General features: G+C 70.9%; 8 protein-coding genes. 6 read left to right on the plus strand and 2 right to left on the minus strand.

The genetic code is table 11. The annotated features are described in order from the left end of the window. The first annotated feature begins 34 nt into the window (after positions 1 to 34). Positions 35 to 3,625: a chromosome segregation protein SMC gene (gene smc, locus ACGFYN_RS17765; RefSeq protein ID WP_393866731.1), complete on the plus strand. Its 3,591-nt coding sequence runs from the start codon at positions 35 to 37 to the stop codon at positions 3,623 to 3,625. Positions 3,626 to 3,830: 205 nt separating this feature from the next. After that, positions 3,831 to 5,252 carry a sugar porter family MFS transporter gene (locus ACGFYN_RS17770; protein ID WP_393866732.1) on the plus strand — a complete coding sequence of 474 codons (1,422 nt, stop codon included), beginning with the start codon at positions 3,831 to 3,833 and terminating at the stop codon, positions 5,250 to 5,252. 122 nt (positions 5,253 to 5,374) lie between these two features. Here ACGFYN_RS17770 and ACGFYN_RS17775 read toward each other — a convergent pair whose 3' ends face one another. Then, positions 5,375 to 6,346, minus strand: a complete 972-nt coding sequence (locus ACGFYN_RS17775) for an LLM class flavin-dependent oxidoreductase (RefSeq protein WP_393866733.1) — start codon at positions 6,344 to 6,346, stop codon at positions 5,375 to 5,377. Positions 6,347 to 6,452: 106 nt separating this feature from the next. Between ACGFYN_RS17775 and ftsY the strand changes: the two genes are divergently transcribed. Beyond that, positions 6,453 to 7,655 carry a signal recognition particle-docking protein FtsY gene (ftsY, locus tag ACGFYN_RS17780; protein ID WP_393866734.1) on the plus strand — a complete coding sequence of 401 codons (1,203 nt, stop codon included), beginning with the start codon at positions 6,453 to 6,455 and terminating at the stop codon, positions 7,653 to 7,655. Positions 7,656 to 7,763: 108 nt separating this feature from the next. On the opposite strand, the gene ACGFYN_RS17785 is transcribed toward ftsY, so the two are convergent. Continuing rightward, entirely contained in the window at positions 7,764 to 8,420 is a 657-nt protein-coding gene (locus ACGFYN_RS17785) for a bifunctional DNA primase/polymerase (RefSeq protein ID WP_393866735.1), read from the minus strand. Between the two features lie 447 nt (positions 8,421 to 8,867). Between ACGFYN_RS17785 and ACGFYN_RS17790 the strand changes: the two genes are divergently transcribed. The 3 genes from ACGFYN_RS17790 to ACGFYN_RS17800 all read left to right on the plus strand — a co-directional run bounded on the left by ACGFYN_RS17790 (position 8,868) and on the right by ACGFYN_RS17800 (position 12,336). After that, positions 8,868 to 10,352: a hypothetical protein gene (locus tag ACGFYN_RS17790; protein WP_393866736.1), complete on the plus strand. Its 1,485-nt coding sequence runs from the start codon at positions 8,868 to 8,870 to the stop codon at positions 10,350 to 10,352. Between the two features lie 314 nt (positions 10,353 to 10,666). Next, a complete protein-coding gene (locus ACGFYN_RS17795) occupies positions 10,667 to 12,001 on the plus strand; it encodes an ammonium transporter (RefSeq protein ID WP_393866737.1) in 1,335 nt (444 codons plus the stop codon). Then, on the plus strand, positions 11,998 to 12,336 hold the full coding sequence (locus ACGFYN_RS17800; protein WP_383551999.1) for a P-II family nitrogen regulator: 339 nt from the start codon (positions 11,998 to 12,000) through the stop codon (positions 12,334 to 12,336). Before ACGFYN_RS17795 ends, ACGFYN_RS17800 begins: the two co-directional genes overlap by 4 nt. The last annotated feature ends 11 nt before the right edge of the window (positions 12,337 to 12,347 follow it).

The raw sequence follows: 12,347 nt of genomic DNA on the forward strand, positions 1-12,347 counted from the left end.
TGCGGAATGGCGGCGGAAGGTAGAGTCCGGCGGCGTGCACCTCAAGGCCCTGACCCTCCGTGGGTTCAAATCGTTCGCCTCGGCGACCACACTCCGGTTCGAGCCGGGTATCACGTGCGTCGTGGGGCCGAACGGCTCGGGCAAGTCCAATGTGGTGGACGCCCTGAGCTGGGTCATGGGCGAGCAGGGTGCCAAATCGCTGCGCGGCGGGAAGATGGAGGACGTCATCTTCGCCGGCACCACCGGCCGCCCTCCGCTGGGCCGTGCCGAGGTGTCCCTCACCATCGACAACTCCGACGGCGCCCTGCCCATCGAGTACGCCGAAGTCACCATCACGCGGATCATGTTCCGCAACGGCGGCAGCGAGTACCAGATCAACGGCGACACCTGCCGGCTGCTCGACATCCAGGAGCTGCTGTCCGACTCCGGCATCGGCCGGGAGATGCACGTCATCGTCGGCCAGGGCCAGCTCGACTCCGTGCTGCACGCCGACCCCATGGGCCGCCGCGCCTTCATCGAGGAGGCCGCGGGCGTCCTCAAGCACCGCAAGCGCAAGGAGAAGGCGCTCCGCAAGCTCGACGCGATGCAGGTCAATCTCGCGCGCGTGCAGGACCTGACGGACGAACTGCGCCGGCAGCTCAAGCCCCTCGGCCGCCAGGCCGCCGTCGCGCGCCGGGCCGCCGTCATCCAGGCCGACCTCCGCGACTCCCGCCTCCGCCTGCTCGCCGACGATCTCGTACGGCTGCGGGAGGCGCTGATGAGCGAGGTCGCGGACGAGGCGGCTCTCAAGGAGCGCAAGGAAGCCGCCGAGCAGGACCTGAAGAAGGCCCTTCAGCGCGAGGCGCTGCTGGAGGACGAGGTACGCCGGCTCACCCCGCGGCTCCAGCGCGCGCAGCAGACCTGGTACGAGCTCTCCCAGCTGGCCGAGCGGGTGCGCGGCACGATCTCGCTGGCCGACGCGCGGGTGAAGAGCGCGACGTCGGTGCCGCCCGAGGAGCGGCGCGGCCGCGACCCCGAGGACATGGAGCGCGAGGCCGCCCGCATCCGCGAGCAGGAGGCCGAACTCGAAGCGGCCCTGGAGGCGGCCGAGCACGCCCTGGAGGACACGGTCGCGCACCGGGCCGAGCTGGAGCGCCGACTCGCCCAGGAGGAACGGCGCCTGAAGGACGTCGCCCGCGCCATCGCCGACCGCCGCGAGGGCCTCGCCCGGCTGAACGGCCAGGTCAACGCGGCCCGTTCGCGCGCCGCCTCCGCGCAGGCCGAGATCGACCGCCTGGCCGCAGCCCGCGACGAGGCGCAGGAGCGCGCCGCCGCCGCCCAGGAGGAGTACGAGGCACTCAAGGCCGAGGTCGACGGCCTCGACGCCGGCGACGCGGAACTCGGCGAGCAGCACGAGGCGGCGAAACGGCAACTGGCCGACGCCGAGGCCGCTTTGACGGCGGCCCGGGAGGCGGCCACCGCGGCGGAGCGCAAGCGTGCCGCCACCCAGGCCCGGCACGAGGCACTGGCGCTCGGCCTGCGCCGCAAGGACGGCACCGGGGCACTGCTCGGCGCGAAGGAACGTCTCACCGGACTGTTGGGCCCGGCGGCCGAGCTGCTGACGATCACCCCGGGCTACGAGGTCCCGCTGGCCGCGGCCTTCGGTGCGGCGGCGGACGCCCTCGCGGTCACCTCGCCCTCCGCCGCGGCGGAGGCGATCCGCCTCCTGCGCAAGCAGGACGCCGGCCGTGCCTCGCTGCTGCTGGCGGGAGCACCGGAGGATGCAACGCCCCATAGAAGCGCCGGGAACTGCGCGGCCAGCCACGATGAACCCGCGGCCGCCGCGGCGCCGCACGCGGCGGATTTCGTACGCGGCCCCTCCGACCTCATGCACGCTGTACGCCGCCTCCTCGGCGGAGTGGTCGTCGTCGGCACCCTCGAAGACGCCGAGGACCTCGTCTACGGCCATCCCCACCTCACCGCCGTCACCGCCGAGGGCGACCTCCTGGGCGCCCACTTCGCGCACGGCGGCTCCGCGGGCGCGCCCAGCCTCCTGGAGGTGCAGGCCTCCGTGGACGAGGCCGCCGCCGAGCTGGAGGAGCTGGCGGTCCGCTGCGAGGAGCTGACCGAGGCGCAGCACGCGGCGGGGGAGCGGCGCAGGGAATGTGCCGCGTTCGTGGAGGAGGCGGGGGAGCGGCGCAGGGCCGCCGACCGGGAGAAGTCGTCCGTGGCGCAGCAGCTCGGACGACTCGCGGGTCAGGCGCGGGGCGCGGCCGGTGAGGCGGAGCGTGCCGTCGCGGCCGCCGCGCGGTCGCAGGAGGCGCTCGACAAGGCGCTCGGGGACGTCGAGGAGCTGGCCGAACGCCTGGAGGTCGCCGAGGAGATGCCGGTCGAGGAGGAGCCCGACACCTCGGTGCGCGACCGTCTCGCGGCCGACGGCGCCAACGCGCGCCAGACCGAGATGGAGGCCCGGCTCCAGGTCCGTACGCACGAGGAACGGGTCAAGGGCCTTGCCGGGCGGGCCGATTCGCTGGACCGGGCCGCCCGCGCGGAACGTGAGGCACGCGCGCGTGCCGAGCAGCGGCGGGCGCGCCTCCGGCACGAGGCGGCCGTGGCGGAGGCCGTCGCCTCCGGTGCGCGTCAGCTGCTCACGCACGTCGAGGTCTCCGTCGCGCGGGCCGACGAGGAGCGCACCGCGGCCGACGCCGCCAAGGCCCGCCGCGAGCAGGAGCTGACCGCCGCCCGCAACGCGGGCCGCGACCTCAAGGGCGAGCTCGACAAGCTGACCGACTCCGTCCACCGCGGCGAGGTGCTCGGCGCCGAGAAGCGGATGCGGATCGAGCAGCTGGAGACCAAGGCGCTGGAGGAGCTCGGCGTGGAGCCGGCGGGGCTGGTGTCCGAGTACGGGCCGCACCAGCTCGTGCCGCCCTCGCCGCCGGCCGAGGGCGAGGAGCTGCCGGAGGACCCGGAGCACCCGCGCAACCAGCCCAAGCCCTTCGTACGGGGCGAGCAGGAGAAGCGGCTCAAGGCGGCCGAGCGGGCGTACCAGCAGCTCGGCAAGGTCAACCCGCTGGCGCTGGAGGAGTTCGCCGCGCTGGAGGAGCGTCACAAATTCCTCAGCGAGCAGCTGGAGGACCTGAAGAAGACCCGCGCCGATCTGCTCCAGGTCGTCAAGGAGGTCGACGAGCGGGTCGAGCAGGTCTTCACGGAGGCCTACCGGGACACGGCCCGGGAGTTCGAGGGCGTCTTCAGCCGGCTCTTCCCCGGTGGTGAGGGGCGGCTGATCCTGACGGACCCCGACAACATGCTCACCACGGGTGTCGACGTCGAGGCCCGCCCGCCGGGCAAGAAGGTCAAGCGGCTGTCGCTGCTCTCGGGCGGCGAGCGCTCACTCACGGCGGTCGCGCTGCTGGTGTCGATCTTCAAGGCCCGGCCGAGCCCCTTCTACGTCATGGACGAGGTCGAGGCCGCCCTCGACGACACCAACCTCCAGCGGCTGATCCGCATCATGCAGGAGCTGCAGGAGGCCTCGCAGCTCATCGTGATCACGCACCAGAAGCGGACCATGGAGGTCGCCGACGCGCTCTACGGCGTCTCCATGCAGGGCGACGGTGTGTCCAAGGTCATCTCGCAGCGGCTTCGCTGACACAAGCTTCAAGAAGTGAACACAACTGGGCTGGCTGTATCTAGAAGCTCACAGTCGACGCCCTATTGACTTCGAAACTTGAAGGCATAGTCTCGGGAACGTTGTTTTTACCTTCAGGTGTGAGCGGTGTGTACGTGTGCGCCACTTGAACCTGACAGGCGCCCCCCACTCCGGCAGTGACGCCGGTGGCCCGAGGAGTCCGAACGTGACCAGCACTGCGCAGGCACCCCAGTCAGGAGCCGGTACGGCTCATCCCGAACATCTCGGGCGCGTCGTCTTCATCGCGGCGGCCGCCGCGATGGGCGGTTTCCTCTTCGGGTACGACAGTTCCGTGATCAACGGCGCGGTCGAGGCCATCCGCGACCGCTACGACATCGGCTCCGCGGCCCTCGCCCAGGTCATCGCCATCGCCCTGATCGGCTGTGCCATCGGCGCCGCGACCGCGGGCCGGATAGCCGACCGCATCGGGCGCATCCGGTGCATGCAGATCTCCGCCGTGCTGTTCACGATCAGCGCCGTCGGTTCGGCGCTGCCCTTCGCCCTGTGGGACCTGGCCTTCTGGCGCATCGTCGGCGGCTTCGCCATCGGCATGGCCTCGGTCATCGGCCCGGCCTACATCGCCGAGGTCGCCCCGCCCGCCTACCGCGGCCGGCTCGGCTCCTTCCAGCAGGCCGCGATCGTCATCGGCATCGCCGTCTCGCAGCTGGTCAACTGGGGCCTGCTCAACGCCGCCGGCGGCGACCAGCGCGGCACCCTGCTCGGCGTCGAGGCCTGGCAGGTCATGCTCGGCGTGATGGTGATCCCGGCCATCGTCTACGGCCTGCTCTCCTTCGCCATCCCCGAGTCGCCCCGCTTCCTCATCTCCGTGGGCAAGCGCGCCCGCGCCCGGGAGAGCCTCGCCGAGGTCGAGGGCGGGAAGCCCGAGCACCTGGACGCCCGCGTCGGCGAGATCGAGCACGCGATGACGAGCGAGCACAAGTCCTCCTTCAAGGACCTGCTCGGCGGCGGGTTCTTCTTCAAGCCGATCGTCTGGGTCGGCATCGGCCTGTCGGTCTTCCAGCAGTTCGTCGGCATCAACGTCGCGTTCTACTACTCCTCGACGCTGTGGCAGTCGGTCGGCGTCGACCCGACGGACTCGTTCTTCTACTCGTTCACGACGTCGATCATCAACATCGTCGGCACCGTGATCGCCATGCTCCTCGTGGACCGCATCGGCCGCAGGCCGCTGGCCCTGATCGGCTCGGTCGGCATGGTCGTCGGTCTCGCACTGGAGGCCTGGGCCTTCTCCCACCACCTGGTCGACGGCAAGCTCCCGGCCGCGCAGGGCTGGACCGCCCTGGTCGCCGCGCACATCTTCGTCCTCTTCTTCGCCATGTCCTGGGGCGTGGTCGTCTGGGTCATGCTCGGCGAGATGTTCCCGAACAGGATCCGCGCCGCCGCGCTGGGCGTGGCCGCCTCCGCGCAGTGGATCGCCAACTGGGCCATCACCGCGAGCTTCCCGTCGCTGGCCGACTGGAACCTCTCCGCGACCTACGTGATCTACACGGTCTTCGCGGCGCTCTCCATCCCGTTCGTCCTGAAGTTCGTGAAGGAGACGAAGGGCAAGGCGCTGGAGGAGATGGGCTGAGGCCCCCGAGCCGAGGAGACGGGCCCAGTCCCCGCTGCCCTTCTCCTCGTACCCCGCCGCCGCCCCGGCTCGGCCAGTGACCGAGCCGGGGCGGCGGTGTCGTTCGCGCCCGCGGGCCGGCCTCAGTCCGCCAGCCGGGGCAGCACTCGTTCGGTGAACAGGCGCAGGCTGCGCCAGCCCTCCTCCGGGGGCATTCCGCCGGCCAGCGGGTGCAGGACGAGGTTGTCCAGGCCCAGGTCCACGCACTGGTCGGGGGTGAGGATGCGGTAGACGCCCTCGTCGCGCAGGCCGTCCACGGTCGTGGCGGAGGACTTCACGGCGGAGCGGATGTCCCCGGACTGCCAGGAGGCGTACGTCCGCGCCTCGTGCAGGAAGTGCCGGCCGTACTCGGCCCACGCCCGGTCCGGGTCCTCGGCGATGTGCAGCAGCGGGGTCTCGGCGGTGGGCATCATGGTCCAGCCCTCGGTGCCGTACTCGACGAGCCGCTCCTTGTAGTACGCCTCCAGCTCCGGAAGGTGGGCGCTGGGGAAGAAGGGGAGGCCGAGGCGGGCGGCCCGGCGGGCGGCGGCCTTCGAGGAGCCGCCGACCAGCAGCAGGGGGTGCGGCTCGGTGAGCGGGCGGGGCGTGATCCGCACCGTACGGCCGCGGTATTCGAAGGGCTCGCCGGTCCAGGCCTTCAGCAGGGTCTCCAGCACCTCGTCCTGGAGCTTCCCGCGCCGCTTCCACTCCACGTCGAACAGCGCGTACTCCTCGGGCCGGTACCCGATCCCCGCGACCGTCACCAGCCGCCCGCCGCCGATCAGGTCCAGGACGGCGATCTCCTCGGCCAGCCGGAGCGGGTCGTGCAGCGGGCCGATCACCGCCGAGACGGTCACCGCGATCCGGCTGGTCGCGCCGAAGACCGCGCCGGCGAAGGCGAAGGGTGACGGCAGCCAGTTGTTCGCGACGCCGTGGTGCTCCTCGGTCTGCACGGTGGTGATGCCGTGTTCGTCGGCGTACGCCGCCATGTCCAGGGCCGCCCGGTAGCGGGCGCCGAGCGAGGCGGGGGTGGCGTCGGGCTCTACGAGGTTGAAGCGGACGACCGTGACGGGCATGGGGGGCTCCCCTTCACCGGGCGGGTGTGGAAGCGGACGTTAGCTGACGGAGTGTCAGACATCCAGAGGGGTGCCGCAGGACTCCATGACCGATACTGGTCGGGTTATGGAAACCGTCATCCTTGCTGTAGTCATCGCCGTGGTCGTGATCGGCGCGCTCGGCGGGCTCGTCATCGGCACCCGGCGCAAGAAGCCGCTGCCCCCGCCGCCGCCCTCCGCGCCCGACATCACGGCCCCTCCGGCCGAGCCGCACGTCGGCGACGAGGCCGAGACACCCCGCGACGAACCACGCCGGACCATAGAGGAGGTGGATCTTCCGGACGGCTCGGCGCCGGTCACGGTCGAGGAGCCGCCCTCGGTAGAGGTCCCCGAGATCGAGGTGCCCGAGCCGACCGCCGGCCGGCTCGTCCGCCTCCGTACCCGTCTCTCGCGCTCCCAGAACGCGCTCGGCAAGGGCCTGCTCACGCTCCTGTCGCGCGAGCACCTCGACGAGGACACCTGGGAGGAGATCGAGGACACCCTGCTCACCGCCGACGTCGGCGTGGCCCCGACCCAGGAGCTGGTCGAGAGCCTGCGCGAGCGGGTGAAGGTGCTCGGCACCCGCACCCCCGCCGAGCTGCGCGGCCTGCTGCGCGACGAGCTCCTCAAGCTCATCGGCACCGACATGGACCGCACGGTCAGGACCGAACCGGAGACCAGCAAGCCCGGCATCGTGATGGTCGTCGGGGTCAACGGCACGGGCAAGACCACCACCACCGGCAAGCTCGCCCGAGTCCTGGTGGCCGACGGCCGCACCGTGGTCCTGGGCGCCGCCGACACCTTCCGGGCGGCCGCCGCCGACCAGTTGCAGACCTGGGGCGAGCGCGTCGGCGCCTACACCGTGCGCGGGCCCGAGGCCGGCGACCCCGCCTCCGTCGCCTTCGACGCGGTGAAGGAGGGCAAGGAGATGGGCTCCGACGTCGTCCTCATCGACACCGCCGGGCGCCTGCACACCAAGACCGGTCTCATGGACGAGCTCGGCAAGGTCAAGCGCGTCGTCGAGAAGCACGCCCCGCTGGACGAGGTGCTGCTCGTCCTCGACGCCACGACCGGGCAGAACGGCCTGGTGCAGGCCCGGGTGTTCGCCGAGGTCGTCGACATCACCGGCATCGTGCTCACCAAGCTGGACGGCACGGCCAAGGGCGGCATCGTGATCGCGGTCCAGCGTGAACTGGGCGTGCCGGTCAAGCTGGTGGGTCTGGGCGAAGGCGCGGACGACCTGGCGCCGTTCGAGCCGGAGGCGTTCGTTGACGCCCTTATCGGAGAGTGACACCGCCTGCCGGCGACCGCACGAGCAGGAAGAAGCGCCCGCCTCCCAAGGTGCAGTTGGGGAGCGGGCGCTTCGCTGTGCGGCTCGTACGGTGTGCGGCCCGTACGGCTACGCCCGGGACCGGTGCGCCACGTACGCCAGGGTCCCCAGCAGCAGCCGGGCCGCCGGCGGTTTGGTGGCCGAGTCCAGTGCGGGCTGGCGGAGCCACCGCGCGGGGCCCAGGCCGCCGCGGTCACAGGGCGGGGCCGTGATGTACGTACCGGGGCCGAGGCCGCGCAGGTCGAGAGAGGTCGGGTCGTCCCAGCCCATGCGGTAGAGCAGTTCGGGGAGTTCGGCGGCGGCGCCGGGGGCGACGAAGAACTGGGCGCGGCCCTGCGGGGTCGCGGTGACCGGGCCGACGGGGAGGCCCATGCGCTCCAGGCGGACCAGGGCGCGGCGGCCGGCCGCCGCGGCCACGTCGACGACGTCGAACGACCGGCCGACCGCGAGCATGACCGATGCCCCGGGGAACTCGCTCCAGGTCCTGCTCACGTCGTCGAGCGTGGCGCCGGCCGGGACCAGCGGCGCGAACTCCAGGGGATGCGCCCCCGGTGCGCCGCAGTCCACCCGGCCGCAGGAGCACTCGCCCCCGGAGGCCCGCGCACCGGCCACGACGTCCCAGCCCCAAAGTCCGGTGAACTCGGCGACGGCGGTGCACTCCGAGGAGCGGCCGCGCCGACGCGAGCCGGAGCGGATCTCCCGGATGCCGCCGATCGTGAAGCCCATGCCCCCTCCAACGGGTCCGACGCGCCGGTGGTTACGACGCGGATGCGGATCGTGACCCTGTGTGCTCCCCGAGCCACCCGCCCCGCTTGGCCCGGGCGGCGCTGGAGGTGCCTCTGGTGGTGAACTCGACGACGCGCGCCCCTGAGTGCATCGCTCCGCCTACTCCCGAACGGTCTATGTCAAGTGAATCGCGTGCAGGTCGACGTGAGTTCATTCGAAGGGGTGGCGAATGGTGGCGTTTCCGGGATCGCCATGGCTGGACGGGTGATCGTAGGATTACTTTGAGTGCACGGGTCCTGGGGGCACATGCACTCGTGGGTATGCCGGAGGCAAGTCGGTATCCCGTTCGAAGGGTGAGAACCGGCGGACGGGAGACCGTATTTACCGGCATTCTGATAGGGCTTGGCGCACTCGGCGACAAGTGGTCTCAGGGATGGGGGCGTTCCAGTGAGCGGCAACGGCGGAAGCGGGACGACCGCGGCCAGCATCGACAAGCGCCCCAACGAGCTGCTCACTTCCTGGTTCGTGCGCAGCGGCTGGTCGAAGGGTGAACTCGCCCGCCAAGTCAACCGCAGGGCACGCCAGTTGGGCGCCAACCACATCTCCACGGACACCTCCCGGGTGCGCCGCTGGCTGGACGGCGAGAATCCCCGCGAGCCCATTCCCAGGATCCTGTCCGAGCTGTTCTCCGAGCGCTTCGGCTGTGTGGTCTCCGTCGACGACCTCGGACTGCGCACGGCACGCCAGTCACCCTCCGCGACCGGCGTCGACCTGCCCTGGACGGGCCCGCAGACGGTGGCGCTGCTCAGCGAGTTCTCGCGCAGCGACCTGATGCTGGCGCGGCGCGGCTTCCTCGGGACCTCGCTGGTCCTGTCCGCGGGCCCGTCCCTCATCGAGCCCATGCAGCGCTGGCTGGTGCCCTCGCCCCAGGCCCCGCAGGCCGAGCCCGAGTCGCCGGCCGTCTCCCGCCGGGCCGGCCGGCTCTCCAGGCCGGAGCTGGACCTCCTGGAGTCCACCACGGTGATGTTCCGCCAGTGGGACGCCCAGTGCGGCGGCGGTCTGCGCCGCAAGGCGGTCGTCGGCCAGCTGCACGAGGTGACGGACCTCCTCCAGGAGCCCCAACCCGAGGCGACCACCAGGAAGTTGTTCAAGGTCGCCGCCGAACTGGCCGAGCTCGCGGGCTGGATGTCGTACGACGTCGGGCTCCAGCCCACCGCCCAGAAGTACTTCGTCCTCGCCCTGCACGCCGCCAAGGAGGCGGGCGACAAGTCGCTCGGCTCGTACGTCCTGTCCAGCATGAGCCGCCAGATGATCCACCTCGGACGCCCCGAGGACGCCCTGGAGCTCATCCACCTCGCGCAGTACGGCAGCCGCGACTGCGCGAGCCCCCGCACCCAGTCGATGCTGTATGCGATGGAGGCCCGCGCCTACGCCAACATGGGGCAGCCCGGCAAGTGCAAGCGCGCGGTGCGGATGGCCGAGGACACCTTCGCCGACGTCGACGAGTGGGACGAGCCGGACGCCGACTGGATCCGCTTCTTCTCCGAGGCCGAGCTGCACGGCGAGAACAGCCACTCCTATCGCGACCTCGCCTACGTCGCCGGCCGCAGCCCGACGTACGCCTCCCTGGCCGAGCCCGTCATGCAGCGGGCGGTCGGCCTGTTCGCCCAGGACGCCGAGCACCAGCGCTCGTACGCACTGAATCTCATCGGCATGGCCACGGTGCACCTGCTCCAGCGCGAGCCCGAGCGGAGCGCGGTGCTGGCCGAGAAGGCCATGCACATCGCCAAGAAGGTGCGCTCCGAGCGTGTGAACACTCGTATCCGAAAGACGGTCGACACCGCCGTACGCGACTTCGGGGACCTGGCCGAGGTCGTCGACCTCACCGAGAAGCTCGCACTGGAGCTCCCCGAGACCGCCGAGGCGGTCTGAATCCCATGACCCCGGCCGCGGCCGGCCCTCCCGAACTGCCCGACTCGGCTCCCCCATGCCAGGTCATCGGAAGGCCGTCCGTGGCCGGATCCCTTCCATCGCGGAAGGTTGCGCCAAGATAACGATCATTTCGGCCGGCATCCGGCAGTTCATCGAGGCGTAACACGCACGGCGCCTTCGTCACGGCGGCGAAACAACGAGGGGCTTTCACCGAAACCGCGCTGCGCCAATCTCATGGCGCATAACCGGCCCACCCCTCATGCCCGCTTCAGGCTTCGCCCGCACGGGGCCGTATTAACGACGAGGAGACGCCGATGGCACCAGCCATCACGCTTGCCGCAGACAAACTGTCTGCCGCCAACACAGGCTTCATGCTCATTGCTTCCGCACTGGTGCTGATCATGACCCCGGGCCTCGCCTTCTTCTACGGAGGCATGGTTCGCGTCAAGAGCACCCTGAACATGCTGATGATGAGCTTCATCAGCATGGGCGTCATCACCATCCTGTGGGTGCTGTACGGCTTCTCCATGGCGTTCGGTACGGACCACGGCTCGCTCATCGGCTGGACCGGCGACTACGTCGGCTGGGCCGGCATCGACAAGATGGACATCTGGTCCGGGTACACGATCCCCGTCTTCGTGTTCGCCGTCTTCCAGATGATGTTCGCGATCATCACGCCCGCGCTGATAAGCGGTGCCCTCGCGGACCGCGTCAAGTTCTCCGCCTGGACCCTGTTCCTCGTCCTGTGGGCCACGGTCGTGTACTTCCCGGTCGCCCACTGGGTCTGGGGCACCGGCGGCTGGGCCTTCGAACTCGGCGTGATCGACTTCGCGGGCGGTACGGCGGTCCACATCAACGCGGGCGCCGCGGCGCTGGGCGTCATCCTGGTCATCGGCAAGCGCGTCGGCTTCAAGAAGGACCCGATGCGCCCGCACAGCCTGCCGCTGGTGATGCTCGGCGCGGGTCTGCTGTGGTTCGGCTGGTTCGGCTTCAACGCCGGCTCCTGGCTCGGCAACGACGACGGCGTCGGCCCGCTGATGTTCGTCAACACCCAGATCGCCACCGCCGCCGCCATGTGCGCCTGGCTCGCCTACGAGAAGATCCGGCACGGCGCGTCCACCACGCTGGGCGCCGCCTCCGGTGCCGTCGCGGGCCTGGTCGCCATCACCCCGTCCGGCGGCGCGGTCTCCCCGCTGGGCGCGATCGCGGTCGGCGCCATCGCCGGTGTCGGCTGCGCCGCGGCCGTCGGCCTGAAGTACCGGTTCAACTACGACGACTCGCTCGACGTCGTCGGCGTCCACATGGTCGGCGGAATCCTCGGCTCCCTGCTGATCGGCCTCTTCGCCAGCGGCAAGGGCCAGTCCGACGTGAAGGGCCTCTTCTACGGCGGCGGCCTGCACCAGTTCTGGATCCAGTGCGCTGGTGTCTTCGCAGTCCTCTTCTACTCCCTGATCTGCTCCGCGATCCTCGCCTTCCTCCTCGACAAGACCATCGGCATGCGGGTCACCGAGGACGAGGAGATCTCCGGCATCGACCAGGCCGAGCACGCCGAGACCGCATACGACTTCAGCGGCGCCGGCGGCGGTGCCGCCCGCAACGCCGCGCCCGCCGGTGCCGGAGCGGCCCAGAGCAAGAAGGTGGACGCATGAAGCTCATCACCGCCGTCGTCAAGCCGCACCGGCTCGACGAGATCAAGGAAGCCCTCCAGGCCTTCGGTGTCCACGGCCTGACGGTGACGGAGGCGAGCGGATACGGTCGTCAGCGGGGTCACACCGAGGTCTACCGCGGTGCCGAGTACACCGTCGACCTGGTGCCCAAGATCCGCATCGAGGTCCTGGCCGAGGACGACGACGCCGATCAGCTGATCGATGTCATCGTCAAGGCGGCCAGGACCGGCAAGATCGGTGACGGCAAGGTCTGGTCGCTCCCGGTGGAGACGGCCGTCCGGGTCCGGACCGGCGAGCGCGGTCCCGACGCGCTCTGAACGGAACAAGA

The organism is Streptomyces sp. NPDC048419 (assembly GCF_043200415.1).
Classification (GTDB): domain Bacteria; phylum Actinomycetota; class Actinomycetes; order Streptomycetales; family Streptomycetaceae; genus Streptomyces.

Coding starts and splice junctions, on each gene's coding strand:
- ACGFYN_RS17775 (WP_393866733.1), bottom strand. CDS start 6,346: ATGCCCGTCACGGTCGTCCGCTTCAACCTCGTAGAGCCCGACGCCACC.
- ftsY (WP_393866734.1), top strand. CDS start 6,453: ATGGAAACCGTCATCCTTGCTGTAGTCATCGCCGTGGTCGTGATCGGC.
- ACGFYN_RS17785 (WP_393866735.1), bottom strand. CDS start 8,420: ATGGGCTTCACGATCGGCGGCATCCGGGAGATCCGCTCCGGCTCGCGT.
- ACGFYN_RS17795 (WP_393866737.1), top strand. CDS start 10,667: ATGGCACCAGCCATCACGCTTGCCGCAGACAAACTGTCTGCCGCCAAC.
- ACGFYN_RS17800 (WP_383551999.1), top strand. CDS start 11,998: ATGAAGCTCATCACCGCCGTCGTCAAGCCGCACCGGCTCGACGAGATC.